This window comes from Kocuria tytonicola (genome assembly GCF_003687455.1).
Taxonomy (GTDB): Bacteria; Actinomycetota; Actinomycetes; order Actinomycetales; family Micrococcaceae; genus Kocuria; species Kocuria tytonicola.
Genome location: NZ_PHOA01000060.1, coordinates 1 through 15,110 on the forward strand (window position 1 = coordinate 1; position 15,110 = coordinate 15,110).

Consider the following 15,110-nt stretch of genomic DNA (forward strand, 5'->3'; position numbering starts at 1 on the left):
CCGCCCCGCTCACCGCACCGCGCACCGCCACCGAGGTCCCCCAGGAGGACTGACCGGGGCGCGGTTCACGGGGGCCCGGGCGGGATGCGGAGCGAGCGGGGACGTGGTGCACCCCGGCACCCACGACGAGCTGCCGCGGAACCGGCAGCCCGGCCCGCACCCGGGCGCGATGAGCGCTCGGGTGCACGAGGGCCCCGGCGGCCACCACGGGCAGACACGCTCCGCTTCGGGTGGCCGAGCACCGGCAGGAGCTTCAACCCACGATCACGCGGCCCTTCTCGACCTTCACGGGGTAGGGGGTGAGCCCGGTGCTCGCGGGCCCGCCGGTGACGTCCCCGGTGGCCAGGTCGAACACCGAGCTGTGGCACGGGCACACGAACTGCTTCTTGGCCGGGTTCACGGAGCACCCCTGGTGGGGGCACACGGGGGAGTAGGCGGTGAACGTGCCCTCGGTGGGCTGGGCCACCACGGCCTGCACTCCGTCCGTGTCCACGGAGATCCCGGAGCCCACGGGCACGTCCGCCGCCGCGGCAACATCGGTGGGGGAATTCGGGCCACTGGGGGAGGCGGCGCCGTCGGTCTTCTCACCGCCGCCGCCGCACGCGCTGAGCGTCACGGCTCCCACGGCGGCCGCGCCCACGATCCCGACCGCGCGACGTCGTGAGGGGCCGGGGGAGCCCGCGGCGGGCGCGGTGCCCGTGACCGCGTCCGGTTCCTCGGCGGAGCGCGGGACGGCGGTGTGCTGGTGCTCGGACATGGCGGCGAGTCCTCTCTCGGTGCGGTCCACTTCATCCTAGAGCGCAACGGCCACCCGGTGGCGAGCGGGGTAAACCGCGCGTGCACGGGGATTTACTCAGTACCATGAGGAACAGCAGCGGGCCGGTACGATCCGGTTCGCGAAGCACACGAGGGAGGCACCATGATCAAGCGGTTTGCATTTGTGGCCGGTTTCGGAATCGGCTTCGTGGTCGGATCGGCGTCCGGCCGCAAGAGCTACGAGTCCCTGCGCGAGAGCGCCATCAACACCTGGAACGACCCCAAGGTCCAGGCCAAGGTCTCCGAGGGCACGGACTGGGTCAAGTCCGAGGTTCCCGTGGTGGGCGAGAAGATCGCCGAGAGCGCCCAGAAGGCCACCGAGACCGTCACCACCAAGGCGTCCGAGGGCGCCGCGGCGGTCAAGGGCAAGGCCCAGGACGGTGCCGCCTCGGTCAAGGAGAAGGCGCAGAACTCCTCCTCCCACGGCACGGACGCCAAGCTCCCCAAGCCCGCGACCACCGAGAAGGACGTGGACATGGAGCCGGCGCACCCGGTGCCGGACGCCAAGGACATGAAGAAGTGATCCACCCGCGGCCCCGCTGACCGGGGCCGCGCACGGCGACGGCCGCACCGCACACCCCGGGGTGTGCGGCCGTCGTCGTCACGTGAGGGGCGGGCGCAGGATCACTCCTGCGGCTCACCGGCCCTGTCCGCCCGGCGCCGGGCGCGCAGCTCACGCCACGCCGCGCCGATCACGGGGGCCACGCGCTCCACCTGCCACGGCCGGGCGCCGAGCTCCCGCAGCCGCTCCGCCACGGCGTCGTCGGACGTGGAGCGCGGGGGCTGCCAGCAGAACCGCCGCAGCAGCTCGGGGGTCAGCAGGTTCTCGGTGGGCAGCCCCAGCTCGTCGGCGAGGGCGGCCACGGCGGGCTTGACCACCTTGAGCCGCGCGGAGGCCTCGGGCCGCTTGGTCTCCCAGCCCTTGACGGGCGGCAGGTTCGTGGACGGGATCGTGGCGGGCACGGGCTCCTCCGTGAGACGTGCCTCCTGCACCGCAGCGAGCCAGCGGGGGGCCTCGCGGGACGCGAGCCGGCCGTGGAAGCCGGGGGTGCCCATCAGTTGCGGCACGGTGCGCGGCATGGCGTTCGCCGCCGCCACGATGGCGGCGTCGGGCAGCAGCCGTGTGGGGGCGATGTCCTTGTGCCGGGCCAGGGACTCCCGTGCGAGCCACAGGTTGCGCACGGCAGTGAGCTTGCGCCTCCCGCGCACGTTGCCCAGGCCGTGGGTGCGCCGCCAGGGGTCCTGACGGGGCGCGGGAGGAGCGGCCGTGCGCACGTGCTCGAACTCCTGCAGCGCCCACTCCAGCTTGCCGTCCTGGACGAGGCGCTCCTCGGTGGCCCAGCGCAGCTGCACCAGCACCTCCACGTCCAGTGCCGCGTAGTTGAGCCAGTCGGTGGGCAGTGGTCGCTGGGACCAGTCCACCGCGGAGTGCTCCTTGGAGAGGGTGAAGCCCAGCAGCTCCTCGGTCATCGAGGCCAGCCCCCCCTTGCGCAGCCCGAGCAGCCGCCCGCCGAGCTCGGTGTCGAACAGGGCGTCCGGGCGCATGTCCAGCTCCGCGAGGCACGGCATGTCCTGGGTGGCGGCGTGGAGCACCCACTCCACCCCTCGCAGCGCCTCGTTCACCTGGGCGAGCGACCCCACGGCCTCGGGGTCGATCAGGATGGTGCCGGCTCCCTCGCGGCGCAGCTGCACCAGGAAGGCGCGCTGGCCGTAGCGGAAACCGGAGGCCCGCTCCGTGTCGATGGCCACGGGACCGCTCGCGGCGGCCAGCTGCTCCGCCGCGCGGGTCAGACCGCGGGCGGTGTCCACCACGCGGGGAATGCCCTCCGCGGGGCCGTTGAGGTGCACGGTGGCGGGGACGGCGAGGTGCTCGAAGCCGGGCACCACGATGTCGGACGGCCCCGGTTCACGAGCGGGAGTCGGATCGTTGGCTGTGCTGTTGATGTGATGTTCCTCGAACGCTGGCGTGACGGCCGCGGACCTGGCTCCGCGGTGCCGCACGGGCTGACTTGACGGTGCGGTACTACCTATACGTATGCCACACCTTCGTGGTGCGGCGGAAGTCCTGCGGCTGTGCACAGGACGTGCGTCCACGCACGCAGGTGGGATTCGGCCCAGTGCGGTGCTCCGCCCTGGGGTGGCTGCGGAACGGGGGTCCAGGACGCCCTGACCTCGACCTGCGCGACGTCGGCGCGGTCGGTGAGGCTCCCGTAGTGCCGTTCCACGGTGCGGGACGCGGTGCCGCCCTCCGCGGTGAACAGGGCGCCGTGCTCTCCGAGGGTGTCCGTGAGCCACGCCCAGCTGACGTCGGTGAGCAGCTCGTCGCGGCCCATCTCGGTGTCCATGCGGGACCGGAACCAGCTCACGATCCGGAAGGGTCCCTGCCACGGTTGGGGACAGGACTCGTCGTAGAGCACCACGAAGCGACCGGAGGCGGGCGCCTCTCGGGGCCCGGCGGCGTCGTGCGCCCGGGCCGCGCGCGGGGACAGGCTGCGCCCCACCTCCGCCGCGAAGGAGATCGCGTGCGGTGCCAGACCGCGGGGCGGGGCGATGCGGCTGAGCGTGATCTCGGGGCGGAACCGGGCAGACTCCAGGGCCCGCACGACTGCGCGAAACACGTCCGGAGTGCTCTTCAGCTCGGTTACCGCTCCCACAAGGTCACAGTAACCACACTGATCACCATCGGTGCGTGTTTGGCATCGTGTCGTCACTGGGGGTCACCGGGGCCGCGGCCCCGGGCCGTGCGGGGAGTCAGGACGCCGGAACCAGGCGCAGCGAGACCGAGTTCATGCAGTAGCGCAGGTCCGTGGGCGTCCCGTAGCCCTCGCCCTCGAACACGTGTCCCAGGTGCGAGTCGCACGTGGCGCACCGGACCTCCACACGCTTCATGCCCAGCGTGGTGTCCTCGATGTAGCGCACCCGGTCCTCCGCGAGCGGCGCGAAGAACGAGGGCCACCCGCAGTGCGATGCGAACTTGGTCTCGGAGCGGAAGAGCTCGGCCCCGCACGCACGGCACTCGTAGACGCCCTCGGTGGTGGTGTCCACGTACTCACCCGTGTGCGGCGGCTCGGTCCCGGCCTGGCGCAGCACCTGGTACTCCATCGGCTCCAAAGCCTCCCGCCACTGCGCATCCGTGCGCGCGGCCGCGGCCTCGGGGCTCAGCGGCCGCTTCTCCTGCTGCGCGTGCGCCGCGTCGTTCTCGTGCACGGTGTGCCTCCCTGTTCATCGGTGGTTGTCGTGCCTGTGCAACCACGGGGCGGCCGGGGTTATGCCCGCGGGCCACCCTCGGGGGAGGGTCCGGCGTGCCAGAATGGCGCCATGACTCGGCTCACGCCCTCCCCGCAGGACTCGGAATCCGCACGCTCCTGGCAGCACGGCGCGCTCGTGGGTGCGGCCGCGGGACTCGGTGCGGCCTCCGCCGCGTTCGCCATCTCGGGCGGTGCCGCCGCGCTCGTCGCTCGGCACGTGGTCACGCCGTCCTCCCGGCCCGGCAACGTGACGGTGCTCAAGCTGGAGAAGGACCCCCACTCGGGTCTGGACCTCGTGACCCTTCCCGCCACCTCGGACACCCGGGTGGCCGGGACCTACGCCCTGCGCTTCGACGACGGCGCGGGGCTCGCCCGGATCGGCTTCATCGTGCGCCAGACCGGTGGCACGGTCACCCGCGTGGTGGAGCGCGTCTACCGCGGGGAGCTCTCGGTGGGTGCGCGCGGCTGGTGGACCGGCACGGTGTACGCGCGCCCCTCGGACGCCGGTCTCGCCTACGGCAAGGTGGAGATCACGACGCCGCTCGGACCGGCCCCCGCGTGGCTCGTGCCGGGTGACGGGGACACGGCCCGTGCCCACCACACGGGGACCTGGGCCGTGATGGTGCACGGCCGCGGGGCGCAGCGGCCCGAGTGCATCCGCGGGGCACGGGGGGCCCACCAGCTGGGGCTGCACTCGCTGATCCTCTCCTACCGCAACGACCAGGAGGCACCCACCACCGAGGACAACAAGTACGGCCTCGGGTTCACCGAGTGGGAGGACGTGCAGGCGGGCATCGAGTACGCACTCGAGCACGGCGCCTCGGACGTGGTGCTGTTCGGGTGGTCCATGGGCGGGGCGATCGTGCTGCGCACCACGGAGCTCACGCGCCACAGGGACCGGGTCCGGGCGCTCGTGCTCACCGGCCCGGTGGTGGACTGGTACGAGCTGCTCGCGCACCAGACCCGAGTGCACCGCATCCCGCGCCGCGTGGGGCGCCTGGCCGCGGACATGATCTCCCACCGCCTGGGCCCCCGGGTCACGGGGCTCGCGGCCCCTGTGGACCTGCATGCACTGGACTGGCTCTCCCGGTGGCAGGACATCACCACGCCCACGCTGATCCTGCACTCCACGGACGACGAGGTGGTGCCCGTGGCGGGGTCCGTGAAGCTCGCGGACCTCAACCCGCACGTGGACTTCGTGGGGTTCTCGGGTGCGCGGCACACCAAGGAGTGGAACATCGACCGCAAGCGCTACGAACGCGCGATGGGGGACTGGCTCGCCGCGGTGCTGCGGGACGGGGCCTGAGTCCCGGCCGAGCGCCGTCGTACGCAGACGCAGAGACCCCCGGACGCGCGGCGGGCCGGGGGTCTCTGCATGGCGGACGCCGCGGCCGCGAAGCGTTCCGGTCCCTGCGCCCGCGGCGTCGGCGTCAGCCGGCCTGCAGCGCGGTGATCTGGTGCTTGACGCGCCCCAGCATCGCGGACATCCCGCGCATCCGCAGCGGGGAGACCAGCTTGGTGAGTCCGAAGCGCTCCGGGAGGTCGTCCGGCACGGCGAGCACCTGCTCCGCCGGGAGCCCGTTGAGACCCTCGTGCAGGATCGACGCGAACCCGCGCGTGGTGGGTGCCTCCGCCGGGGCGGAGAAGAAGAGCGAGACCGGGGCCTCGGGCCCGCTGCCCTCCAGCTCCACCGCGAGGAAGAGCGGGGACTGGCACTCCGTCACCTGCTCAAGCTCCTCCGGGTGCTCGCCCAGCCGCGCGGGCAGCTCCGGGAGCGAGCGGGAGAACTCCAGCAGCAGCTGCAGCTTGTCCGGCTCGGGAACCTCGTGGAACTCGGTGACGAGCTCGGCCAGCTGGGCGGGAAGCTCCTGCGCGCTCACCGGGCGGCTCCCGGGACCTCGCCGCGCGCCTCGCCCTGGGCCACGGGCACGCGCACGGCGTTGCCCCACTCGGTCCAGGAGCCGTCGTAGTTGCGCACGTTCTCGAATCCCAGCAGGTGGGTGAGCACGAACCAGGTGTGGGAGGAGCGCTCACCGATGCGGCAGTAGGCGATGACGTCCTCGCCCGGGGTCAGCCCCACCTCGTCCAGGTAGATCGCCTCGAGCTCCGCGCGGGACCTGAACGTCCCGTCCTCGGCGGCCGCGCGTGCCCAGGGCACCGACGCCGCGGTGGGGATGTGCCCGCCGCGCAGCGTGCCCTCCTGCGGGTAGTCGGGCATGTGGGTGCGCTCGCCCGTGTATTCCTGGGGGGAGCGCACGTCGATCAGCGGGGTGGTGCCCAGCGCCTGCAGCACGTCCTCCCGGTAGGCGCGGATCGGGGCGTCCTCGCGCTGCACCACGGGGTAGTCGGTGGGCGTGACCTCGGTGGCGTCGGTGGTGAGCTCGCGGCCCTCCGCGATCCACTTGTCCCGGCCGCCGTCCATGAGCCGGACGTCCTCGTGGCCGAACAGCGTGAACACCCACAGGGCGTAGGCGGCCCACCAGTTGGACTTGTCGCCGTAGACCACCACGGTGTCCTCGCGGGAGATGCCCTTGTGGGACATCAGCGCGGCGAACGCCTCGCCGTCCACGTAGTCGCGGGTCTCGGTGTCGTTGAGGTCCGTGTGCCAGTCCACCTTCACGGCTCCGGGCACGTGGCCCGTCTCGTAGAGCAGGACGTCCTCGTCGGACTCGACCACGACGACGCCCGGGTCGTCGGTGTGCTCCGCCACCCACTGGGTGGAGACCAGCCGCTGCGGGTGCGCGTACTGCGCGAAGGCCTCGTTGTGCTCTGCTTCTGCCGCCATGAAGACGTCTCCTTGTCCTGGTGCTGTCCTGTCCCGGTGGTGCCGGGGGCGGCGCACGCCGGGGCGTGCGCATCTCGGTTCCCAGCGTAGTGGTGCGGCCGTGGGCCGTGCATGCCGGGTGGTCCTCGTTCGTCACGCCCGCGTGTGGTGTTCACCACCGGCTGAGCCGCGCGGACGTGCCGACGGGGCCGCGCGGCGCGCCGGGTAGCATCGGGGAGAGAACGGGGCGAGCCACGCCCCACCGTCCGTCGAGAGCGGGACCGGTGACCGGGGAGCTGCCCACGCGAGCGGCGCGCCCGGTGCCGGCCGGGAGGCCCTGTCACGTGAGCACGCACATCGAACACCTGGTGGAGCGCAATCCGCGCGTCTCCGCGGAGGACCTGCTGGCCGGGTTCCGACCTTCCGAGCGCTTCGGGGAGGTGTCCTTCGACACCTACCGCCCTGACCCCTCCCAGCCCTCCCAGGCCGAGGCCGTGGAGAAGCTGCGGGCGTTCGCGGCCAGCGTGTCCGGGCGCGGCACGCAGGGCGGTGGCGGTTTCTTCGCCAAGCTCTTCGGCGGGTCGAAGGCACCGGTCGCGGCCCAGGGGATCTACCTGGACGGCGGGTTCGGTGTGGGCAAGACCCACCTGCTCGCCTCCCTGTGGCACGCCGTGCCGGGGCCCAAGGCGTTCGGCACGTTCGTGGAGTACACCAACCTGGTGGGTGCCCTCACGTTCCGGCGCACCGTGGACGCGCTGAAGGAGTACTCGCTCGTGTGCATCGACGAGTTCGAGCTGGACGATCCCGGGGACACGGTGCTGATGTCCCGACTGATGCGCGAGCTCGCGGATGTGGGCGTCAAGCTCGCGGCCACGTCCAACACCCTGCCCGGCTCGCTGGGGGAGGGGCGGTTCGCCGCTCAGGACTTCCAGCGGGAGATCCAGGTGCTCTCCTCGCAGTTCGAGGTGGTGCGCATCGACGGCGAGGACTACCGCCACCGCGGGCTTCCGGAGGCCCCGTCACCACTGGCCGACGACGCCGCGCTCGACGCCGCCGTGGAGCAGCACTTCGCGGGTCGTCGGGTGGCCGTGGACGACTTCGACGCACTCGTGGACCAGCTCTCCCGGGTGCACCCCTCCCGCTACCGGGCGTTCATCGCGGACCTGGACGCCATTGCGTGGCGCGGGGTGCGCACGATCGACCAGCAGGCCGTGGCGCTGCGCTTCGTGGTGCTCGCGGACCGGCTCTACGACCGCGACCTCCCCATCCTCTCCACGGGCGTGCCCTTCGACCGGGTGTTCACGGAGGAGATGATGGCCGGCGGGTACCAGAAGAAGTACTACCGCGCCGTCTCCCGCCTCACCGCACTGGCGCGGGAGGCCGACGAGGCCTGAGGCGGTCCGCCGGCCCTGCCGAGCACCCCGCCCGGGCAGCATCGTCGGGCACCGGGCACCGGGCACCGGCCACCGGCCACTGTGCCCGGGGTCGACGACGTCCGAAGCGCCGGTCATGAAAACGGGGGCCCCTTCCGTGAGGAAGGGGCCCCCGTTGCCCTGCGGGGGGCGAGGTTTTACTCGTTGCCACCGAGGTGGTCGCGCACGGCGTCCTGGCCCTGGTCGACCTGGCCCTCGAACTTGCCGCCGGTCTTCTCGTCGACGGCGTCCCCGGCCTTGTCGACGCCCTCCTTGACCTTGTCCTGGTGGTCGCCCGCCAGGTCCTTGGCCTTGTCCGCGAGTCCTCCGAAGTCAGGCATGATCTGTCTCCTTCCGATTGCTGAACCAGCCCGGTTGCGGGTCGGCAGGTTCCCATCCTGCACGCCGGGGCGCTCGCTGGAAAGGGCCTCGCACAACCGTTCGCCGTGAGGGAAACCGGGAGTGGCACCACGGAGATCCGTCGGCGGGGGTGGTGGGGGCGTGGAGTATCCTGAGAGTCCTTTTCCACGAGGACGGCGACCGGTGCCGCGCCCCGCGCGCACCGCTTCCCCGAGCGACCGCCCCGCCCCCAGCACGCTCAGCACCCCTGAGAACTGCATCCACGAAGGAGCCAGTGCGCACCATGACCACCGAACAGGTCGAACTGCTCCGCCACCCGGCGGAGGCCATCAACTGGAACCGCGTCCAGGACGAGAAGGACACCGAGGTCTGGGACCGTCTGACGTCGAACTTCTGGCTGCCCGAGAAGGTGCCGCTGTCCAACGACGTCCAGTCCTGGAAGACGCTCAGCGCCGAGGAGCAGGACCTCGCCATGAAGGTCTTCACCGGCCTCACGCTGCTGGACACCATCCAGGGCACCGTGGGCGCGGTCTCCCTCATCCCGGACGCCAAGACGCTCCACGAGGAGGCGGTCTACACGAACATCGCCTTCATGGAGTCCGTGCACGCCAAGTCCTACTCCTCGATCTTCTCCACGCTGTCCTCGATGAAGCAGATCGACGAGGCGTTCCGGTGGTCCCGTGAGAACGAGTACCTCCAGCGCAAGGCGGACATCGTCCTGTCCTACTACAAGGGCGACGACCCCCTGAAGAAGAAGGTGGCCTCCACCCTGCTGGAGTCGTTCCTGTTCTACTCCGGGTTCTACCTGCCCATGTACTTCTCCTCCCACGCCAAGCTCACCAACACCGCGGACCTGATCCGGCTGATCATCCGCGACGAGGCCGTGCACGGGTACTACATCGGCTACAAGTACCAGAAGGGCCTGCTGCTGGAGACACCGGAGCGTCAGCAGGAGCTGAAGGACTACACCTACGACCTGCTGGACGAGCTCTACGAGAACGAGGTGGCCTACGCCGAGGCCCTCTACGACTCCGTGGGCTGGACCGAGGACGTCAAGAAGTTCCTGCACTACAACGCCAACAAGGCGCTGAACAACCTGGGCTACGAGGCGCTGTTCCCGCGCGAGATGACGGACGTCTCCCCGGCCATCCTCTCCTCGCTGTCCCCGAACGCGGACGAGAACCACGACTTCTTCTCCGGCTCGGGCTCCTCCTACGTGATCGGCAAGGCGGTGAACACGGAGGACGAGGACTGGGACTTCTGATCCGGTTCCACCCGCAGCGGTTCTGCGCACTCGAAGGCCGTCACGTCACCGCGTGGCGGCCTTCGCCGTCCCCCAATGTGCGACTGTGACCGCTGCGGGGCGGTACCTAGACTTGAGAGCGCTAGGGGAGAGCGTCCCCGTTGCCCGCAGAACGTTCCGGGGGGGATCGTCAGGGCGGTGGGGCAGGGTTGACGCCGCGGTGGGGGTGACTCCGTTCGCACCCACCGCGGCAGACTTTCACAGGGGGCTGAGACATCATGCGTGCTGCTGCGATCGTGAGATCCGCGCTGTCGGTGGCCGAGCTGACGGCACTGAACCAGCTGATGCGTGGAACGGGAACCGTGGAGGGCTTCGAACGGGAACTCGTGACCCGGGTGTACACCGGGGCGATGGGATGGGTCCGGGAGCTCGAGGGCAGTGAGCTGACCCGTGACCAGCGCAAGCGGTGGAACGCCGCGGTGCGCTACGTGGACCGGTACGTGTCCCGCGGGGGCGTCACCATGACGTGCCGCCCGCTGCACTCGCTGAACCAGTCCCGCGATCTGCTGGCGGACCACCGCGTGCTCAAGACGGCCATCGTGGCCGCCGCGGCGCACGGGCCGGTGACCTACCCCCGGCGTCGACCCGCGGGCGTGCAGCGCTCCGGGTCCGAGCACCGGGCCGCCGCGCAGCTGGCCACCACCGGCGCCTGAACCGCGTCCGCCGGGCAGCACCGCCGGCTGGACTAGAGTTGGCGCCAGCATGAAACTCATACGTCAGCGCGAGTCCCTGGGTGCCGAACAGGACTACCGCCGCGCCCTCACCATCCTGGATGCCGCCCGCGGCGGCGCCACCGAACCCGTCCTGCGGGTGTACCAGCCGCGCCCCACCGTGGCGTTCGGCCGCCGGGACGAGCTGAACCCCGGCTTCGCCCGTGCGCGTCAGGCCGCGCTCGATGCCGCGTTCACACCGCTCGTGCGCCGGGTGGGTGGCCGTGCCGCGGCCTACCACGGCGGGTGCCTCGTGATCGACCACGTGGAGCCGGACCCGGATCCCAAGACCGGGATCCAGGACCGCTACCGGTTGTTCGGGGACATGGTGGTGGCCGCGCTCGAGGAGCTCGAGATCCCCGCCCAGGTGGGTGAGATCCCGGGGGAGTACTGCGCGGGCGAGTACAGCGTGCACGCACCGGGCACGGCCGCGGACCCGCAGCAGCCCGTGAAGCTCGCCGGGACGGCGCAGCGCGTGGTGGCCGGCGCGTGGTACTTCTCCACGGTGGTCGTGGTGGCGGAGTCCGAGCCCCTGCGCGGCGTCCTGGAGGACGTCTACGCGTGCCTGGGCGTGCCGTGGGAGCCCGCCACGGCCGGGTGCGTCGCGGACGTGCGGCCCGGGACCACGGTGGCCGAGGTCGAGGACGCGCTCATGGGCGTGTACGACCGCTACGCCACCTACATGGGCAACGGCCCCGTGACCGGGGCCGCCGGCACGGCCTGACCCGGCACACCAGACGACCCGGCAACCAGACTCAGGAGGAGCGCACCGTGTGCGGACGCTACGTGATCGCGAGGACCCCCGGGCAGCTGGCCCTGCCCTTCGACGCCCGCGTGGACGACTCCATCGCGGACTCCGCGGCGCCCAACTGGAACGTGGCACCCACCCACACGGTGCCCGTGGTGCTCGAGCGCCTCGCGGAGGACGGCCAGCTGCTCACGGAGGTCCACGCGGCCCGCTGGGGGCTCGTGCCCTCGTGGGCCAAGGACGTCTCGGTGGGTTCCAAGATGTTCAACGCGCGCTCCGAGACCGTCATGGAGAAGCCCTCCTTCCGGGCGGCCGTCACCGCGCGGCGCTGCGCGGTCCCCGCGGACGGCTACTACGAGTGGAGGGCCCCGGACACGGGGCACGGAAAGAAGCAGCCCTACTTCGTGCACCCGCAGGACGGCGCGCCCATCTGGTTCGCCGGCATCTACGAGTGGTGGCGCGTACCCGGTGACGCGGCAGCAGCCGTGCGCGGGGAGCAGACGCGGCCGGGCCGCGCCGCATCGCAGGACGACGCCGCGGGGCAGTGGCTGCTCTCGTGCTCGATCCTCACGCGCGAGGCGCCCGACGCCCGTGACGAGAATCCCCACCTCGCGGCCCTCGGCGCCCTGCACCACCGGCTGCCCGCGGGCATGGACGAGGGCACCGCCCGGGAGTGGATTGCGCCGGACAAGGACAAGGAGCACACGCGCGCGCTCGTGGACCGGGTGGTCGCCCAGGCGTTCGAGGTCGCCTCGGGGTGGCGCATGCACCCGGTCTCCCCGGAGGTGGGCTCGGTCGCGAACCAGGGGGCCCACCTCGTGGAGCCGCAGGAGCCGCTGTTCGCCTGACGCCGCTCGGCCGCGCGACGCACCGCTTCCTCCCGGGTGCGGGGCCGCGGCCCGTGGTCAGTGTGCCCAGCCAGCAGAGGCGGGCCACCCCTCGCGCTCGCGGGGACGGCGGACCGCGTCACCGGGCGTGGCCCCGTGTCGGCTCCCGTTGCTTCCCGGCGGGCCGGAAGCAACGGAGCGCGGCTTGCGGACCTACAGTGGGAGTCATCAGGACGGACACGAGATGCACGGACCGGGGGCCGACATGGTGGAACTGGGCAGGAACCTGAGCGAAGACGCGCGCTGGCTGATCGGATTCCTCCGCGCGGCGGGCGGCGCGGTGGTGGCGAGCAACAGCGGCACCGGGTACCCCGAGTCCGCGTACGTCAACATCGCGGTCACGGACTCGGCGCGCATCGTGTTCGGCACCAACGCGGCGTCGCGCAAGTTCGAGAACATCAGCTCGGATCCGCGGCTGTCCATGGTGGTCATGCGCGACGGCCGGGACGAGGTGCAGCTCGAGGGGGAGGCCCGCGTCCTGGTGGACTCCGAGGCCGCGGCGGCCGGTGAGACCCTCGAGGCCCAGCACCCCGGCGCCACCGACACCCACGACCCGCAGAGCCTGCGTCTCGTGGAGGTGAGTGTGCGGTGGGCACTGCACACGGACGTCTCGCAGGAACCGCCGGTGCGCGCAGAACTCAGCCTACGCTGAGCGGGCGTCCGGGCGGCGCGGGGAGCACGGCACGGACTGCCCGCGGAGGCCACTCGGGGTAACGAGCCTCAGAGCTCGTCGTGCTCGGGGGTCCAGCGGTTGAAGTCGAGGGTGAGGTAGAGCGCGAGCGCCGCCGAGTTGTCCTCGGGGATCCGCACGCAGACCTCCTCGTAGCCGCTCTCGTGCAGGGCGGCCATCACCTGGCGCACGAGCTGCTCCGCGAGACCGCGACGGCGGTGGGAGGAGGCGGTGAAGAGCTCGAAGAGGTAGGGGGCGTCGGGCAGCGTGGTGTCCCGGCGGCGCTCCAGGACGATGGCCGCGGCCACGGGGTGGCCCTGCTCGTCCTCGACCAGCTGGGACTGCTCCGCCAGGAACGGACCGTAGGCGCCCTCGAACGCGTCACGGATGACGGCCTCGGCGCGCTCCTGCGAACCGCCCTTCTCGGTGCCGTACGCCTCCAGCAGCAGCTGTGCGAGAGCGGCGGCGTCGTCCTGGGTCACGGAGCGGCTGGGCGTGGTGACCTGCCGGGTGGTGGGCGCCGTCCGGGCGATCAGGGTGATGTTTCCAGTCATCGTGGCCTCCCACGGGTCGGTGCGGAACGAACTCGATCGTGCCCCCAGAGTAGCCGAGAACACCTCCGGATCCGTGGGAGGGCTACCGTGGGGTACGGACCGTCGGGCCCGCCGCCGCCCCCGCGCGCCGCGGTGCGGTGTGCGGCGGTGACCACGACGACGCCCGGCACGCCCGGGCACCCCGGCCTCCGTGCGGGGCCGGCCCCACCGCGGCAGCGAGGAGAACGAGAACCATGACGCAGCACACCGAGACCACCTCGACCCCCGAGGGGGAGACCGCCCGGATCTGCCGGGAGCTCATCCGCTTCGACACGTCCAACTACTCCAGCGGCGAGGCCGAGGGGGAGCGGCAGGCCGCCGAGTACGTGGCCGAGCTGATCCAGGAGGTGGGCCTGGAGACCCAGTACTTCGAGTCGGCTCCGGGTCGGGCCAACGTGTTCACGCGGCTGGAGGGCTCGGACCCCACGGCGGACGCGCTGCTGGTGCACGGCCACCTGGACGTGGTGCCCGCGATGGCGCAGGACTGGTCCGTGGACCCGTTCGCCGGGGAGCTGAAGGACGGCATGATCTGGGGCCGGGGTGCGGTGGACATGAAGGACATGGACGCCATGATGCTGTCCGTCCTGCGGCACATGCGGCGCACCGGAACCGTGCCGAAGCGCGACATCGTCTTCGGGTTCTTCGCGGACGAGGAGGCCGGGATGCGCTACGGCTCCAAGTACATGGTGAACGAGCACCCCGAGGTCTTCGAGGGCGTCACGGACGCGCTGAGCGAGGTGGGCGGCTACTCCACCACCATCGGCGGGCGCCGGGCCTACCTGCTGCAGACCGCCGAGAAGGGCCTGCTGTGGCTCACGCTGCACGCCCAGGGGCAGGCCGGACACGGCTCCGGGCTGCACGAGGACAACGCCGTGACCACGCTGTCCCGCGCGATGGCGAACATCGGCGAGTACACGTGGCCCGTCGAGCTGACCAAGACCACCCGGGCGTTCCTGGACCACGTCACCGAGCTCACCGGCGTGGAGTTCGACCCCCAGAACCCCCAGCAGCTGCTGCGGGAGCTCGGGGACGTGGCCCGGTTCGTGGGCGCCACGCTGCAGAACACCTCCAACCCCACGGTGCTCGACGGCGGGGACAAGACCAACGTGATCCCGGGTTCCGCCCAGGGCGCGGTGGACGTGCGCTTCCTGCCGGAGCAGAAGGAGCACGTGCTGGCGAAGCTTCAGGAGCTCGCGGGGGACAAGGTGCGGATCGAGGCGGAGTTCACGGACATCGCCCTGGAGGTCCCCTTCTCCGGCACCGTGGTGGACGCCATGGTGGCGGCCCTGGAGGCCGAGGACCCGGACGCCGTGGTGCTGCCCTACATGCTGGGGGCCGGCACCGACAACAAGTCCCTGTCCACTTTGGGCATCACGGGCTACGGTTTCGTGCCCCTGCAGCTGCCGGACGGGCTGGACTTCACGGGCATGTTCCACGGCGTGGACGAGCGCGTTCCCGTGGCCTCCCTGGAGTTCGGCTCGCGCGTGCTGGACCGGCTGCTGCGCTCGTACTGAGCGGCACGCCGCTGTCCGGACGACGACGCCGCGCCGCCACGTCCTGGCCACCGATCGAACACCGCACGACCGTCTGATCGAACAC

17 protein-coding genes are annotated in these 15,110 nt (G+C 71.7%); 9 read left to right on the forward strand and 8 right to left on the reverse strand.

Going from position 1 to position 15,110, the window contains the following annotated elements:
• Positions 1-253: 253 nt before the first annotated feature.
• On the reverse strand, positions 254-757 hold the full coding sequence (locus CWC38_RS07665) for a Rieske (2Fe-2S) protein (RefSeq protein WP_165860370.1): 504 nt from the start codon (positions 755-757) through the stop codon (positions 254-256).
• 162 nt (positions 758-919) lie between these two features.
• Between CWC38_RS07665 and CWC38_RS07670 the strand changes: the two genes are divergently transcribed.
• Positions 920-1,339 (forward strand): hypothetical protein, encoded by a 420-nt coding sequence (locus tag CWC38_RS07670; protein ID WP_121846201.1) that lies wholly within the window; start codon positions 920-922, stop codon positions 1,337-1,339.
• Between the two features lie 101 nt (positions 1,340-1,440).
• Here the strand turns inward: CWC38_RS07670 and CWC38_RS07675 are convergent, their stop codons facing one another.
• The 3 genes from CWC38_RS07675 to msrB form a co-directional block, all read right to left on the reverse strand.
• On the reverse strand, positions 1,441-2,703 hold the full coding sequence (locus CWC38_RS07675) for an HRDC domain-containing protein (protein ID WP_121846202.1): 1,263 nt from the start codon (positions 2,701-2,703) through the stop codon (positions 1,441-1,443).
• A 140-nt stretch (positions 2,704-2,843) separates the two neighbouring features.
• Positions 2,844-3,434 carry a DUF3000 domain-containing protein gene (locus tag CWC38_RS07680; RefSeq protein ID WP_240625151.1) on the reverse strand — a complete coding sequence of 197 codons (591 nt, stop codon included), beginning with the start codon at positions 3,432-3,434 and terminating at the stop codon, positions 2,844-2,846.
• Positions 3,435-3,567: 133 nt separating this feature from the next.
• Positions 3,568-3,978 (reverse strand): peptide-methionine (R)-S-oxide reductase MsrB, encoded by a 411-nt coding sequence (gene msrB / locus CWC38_RS07685; RefSeq protein WP_121846214.1) that lies wholly within the window; start codon positions 3,976-3,978, stop codon positions 3,568-3,570.
• A gap of 156 nt (positions 3,979-4,134) precedes the next feature.
• On the opposite strand from msrB, the gene CWC38_RS07690 reads away from it, so the two are divergent.
• Positions 4,135-5,370, forward strand: coding sequence for an alpha/beta hydrolase family protein (locus CWC38_RS07690; RefSeq protein ID WP_121846204.1), 1,236 nt, complete (start codon positions 4,135-4,137; stop codon positions 5,368-5,370).
• Positions 5,371-5,494: 124 nt separating this feature from the next.
• Here CWC38_RS07690 and CWC38_RS07695 read toward each other — a convergent pair whose 3' ends face one another.
• Both CWC38_RS07695 and CWC38_RS07700 read right to left on the reverse strand, forming a co-directional pair.
• The gene (locus CWC38_RS07695; RefSeq protein WP_121846205.1) at positions 5,495-5,944 is read right to left on the reverse strand and encodes a SufE family protein; all 450 of its coding nucleotides are present in this window, start codon (positions 5,942-5,944) and stop codon (positions 5,495-5,497) included.
• Positions 5,941-6,849, reverse strand: coding sequence for a sulfurtransferase (locus tag CWC38_RS07700; protein ID WP_121846206.1), 909 nt, complete (start codon positions 6,847-6,849; stop codon positions 5,941-5,943). Before CWC38_RS07700 ends, CWC38_RS07695 begins: the two co-directional genes overlap by 4 nt.
• Before the next feature lie 323 nt (positions 6,850-7,172).
• On the opposite strand from CWC38_RS07700, the gene zapE reads away from it, so the two are divergent.
• Positions 7,173-8,222 carry a cell division protein ZapE gene (zapE, locus tag CWC38_RS07705; protein WP_121846207.1) on the forward strand — a complete coding sequence of 350 codons (1,050 nt, stop codon included), beginning with the start codon at positions 7,173-7,175 and terminating at the stop codon, positions 8,220-8,222.
• A gap of 176 nt (positions 8,223-8,398) precedes the next feature.
• Here the strand turns inward: zapE and CWC38_RS07710 are convergent, their stop codons facing one another.
• A complete protein-coding gene (locus tag CWC38_RS07710; RefSeq protein WP_121846208.1) occupies positions 8,399-8,581 on the reverse strand; it encodes an antitoxin in 183 nt (60 codons plus the stop codon).
• A 302-nt stretch (positions 8,582-8,883) separates the two neighbouring features.
• Here CWC38_RS07710 and nrdF point away from each other — a divergent pair, with 302 nt between their 5' ends.
• The 5 genes from nrdF (at position 8,884) to CWC38_RS07735 (ending at position 12,900) form a co-directional block, all read left to right on the forward strand.
• Entirely contained in the window at positions 8,884-9,864 is a 981-nt protein-coding gene (gene nrdF, locus CWC38_RS07715) for a class 1b ribonucleoside-diphosphate reductase subunit beta (protein WP_121846215.1), read from the forward strand.
• 275 nt (positions 9,865-10,139) lie between these two features.
• Positions 10,140-10,556 carry a hypothetical protein gene (locus CWC38_RS07720; protein ID WP_240625152.1) on the forward strand — a complete coding sequence of 139 codons (417 nt, stop codon included), beginning with the start codon at positions 10,140-10,142 and terminating at the stop codon, positions 10,554-10,556.
• A 49-nt stretch (positions 10,557-10,605) separates the two neighbouring features.
• The gene (locus CWC38_RS07725; RefSeq protein WP_121846209.1) at positions 10,606-11,337 is read left to right on the forward strand and encodes a lipoate--protein ligase family protein; all 732 of its coding nucleotides are present in this window, start codon (positions 10,606-10,608) and stop codon (positions 11,335-11,337) included.
• Positions 11,338-11,384: 47 nt separating this feature from the next.
• Positions 11,385-12,209 carry an SOS response-associated peptidase gene (locus CWC38_RS07730; RefSeq protein ID WP_121846210.1) on the forward strand — a complete coding sequence of 275 codons (825 nt, stop codon included), beginning with the start codon at positions 11,385-11,387 and terminating at the stop codon, positions 12,207-12,209.
• A gap of 223 nt (positions 12,210-12,432) precedes the next feature.
• The gene (locus tag CWC38_RS07735; RefSeq protein ID WP_240625153.1) at positions 12,433-12,900 is read left to right on the forward strand and encodes a pyridoxamine 5'-phosphate oxidase family protein; all 468 of its coding nucleotides are present in this window, start codon (positions 12,433-12,435) and stop codon (positions 12,898-12,900) included.
• A 68-nt stretch (positions 12,901-12,968) separates the two neighbouring features.
• Here the strand turns inward: CWC38_RS07735 and CWC38_RS07740 are convergent, their stop codons facing one another.
• Positions 12,969-13,472, reverse strand: a complete 504-nt coding sequence (locus CWC38_RS07740) for a GNAT family N-acetyltransferase (RefSeq protein WP_121846211.1) — start codon at positions 13,470-13,472, stop codon at positions 12,969-12,971.
• Between the two features lie 233 nt (positions 13,473-13,705).
• Here CWC38_RS07740 and CWC38_RS07745 point away from each other — a divergent pair, with 233 nt between their 5' ends.
• Positions 13,706-15,025 carry a M20/M25/M40 family metallo-hydrolase gene (locus CWC38_RS07745; RefSeq protein WP_121846212.1) on the forward strand — a complete coding sequence of 440 codons (1,320 nt, stop codon included), beginning with the start codon at positions 13,706-13,708 and terminating at the stop codon, positions 15,023-15,025.
• Positions 15,026-15,110 lie beyond the last annotated feature (85 nt).

Coding starts and splice junctions, on each gene's coding strand:
- CWC38_RS07665 (WP_165860370.1), bottom strand. CDS start 757: ATGTCCGAGCACCAGCACACCGCCGTCCCGCGCTCCGCCGAGGAACCG.
- CWC38_RS07670 (WP_121846201.1), top strand. CDS start 920: ATGATCAAGCGGTTTGCATTTGTGGCCGGTTTCGGAATCGGCTTCGTG.
- CWC38_RS07690 (WP_121846204.1), top strand. CDS start 4,135: ATGACTCGGCTCACGCCCTCCCCGCAGGACTCGGAATCCGCACGCTCC.
- CWC38_RS07700 (WP_121846206.1), bottom strand. CDS start 6,849: ATGGCGGCAGAAGCAGAGCACAACGAGGCCTTCGCGCAGTACGCGCAC.
- CWC38_RS07710 (WP_121846208.1), bottom strand. CDS start 8,581: ATGCCTGACTTCGGAGGACTCGCGGACAAGGCCAAGGACCTGGCGGGC.
- nrdF (WP_121846215.1), top strand. CDS start 8,884: ATGACCACCGAACAGGTCGAACTGCTCCGCCACCCGGCGGAGGCCATC.
- CWC38_RS07725 (WP_121846209.1), top strand. CDS start 10,606: ATGAAACTCATACGTCAGCGCGAGTCCCTGGGTGCCGAACAGGACTAC.
- CWC38_RS07735 (WP_240625153.1), top strand. CDS start 12,433: ATGCACGGACCGGGGGCCGACATGGTGGAACTGGGCAGGAACCTGAGC.
- CWC38_RS07740 (WP_121846211.1), bottom strand. CDS start 13,472: ATGACTGGAAACATCACCCTGATCGCCCGGACGGCGCCCACCACCCGG.
- CWC38_RS07745 (WP_121846212.1), top strand. CDS start 13,706: ATGACGCAGCACACCGAGACCACCTCGACCCCCGAGGGGGAGACCGCC.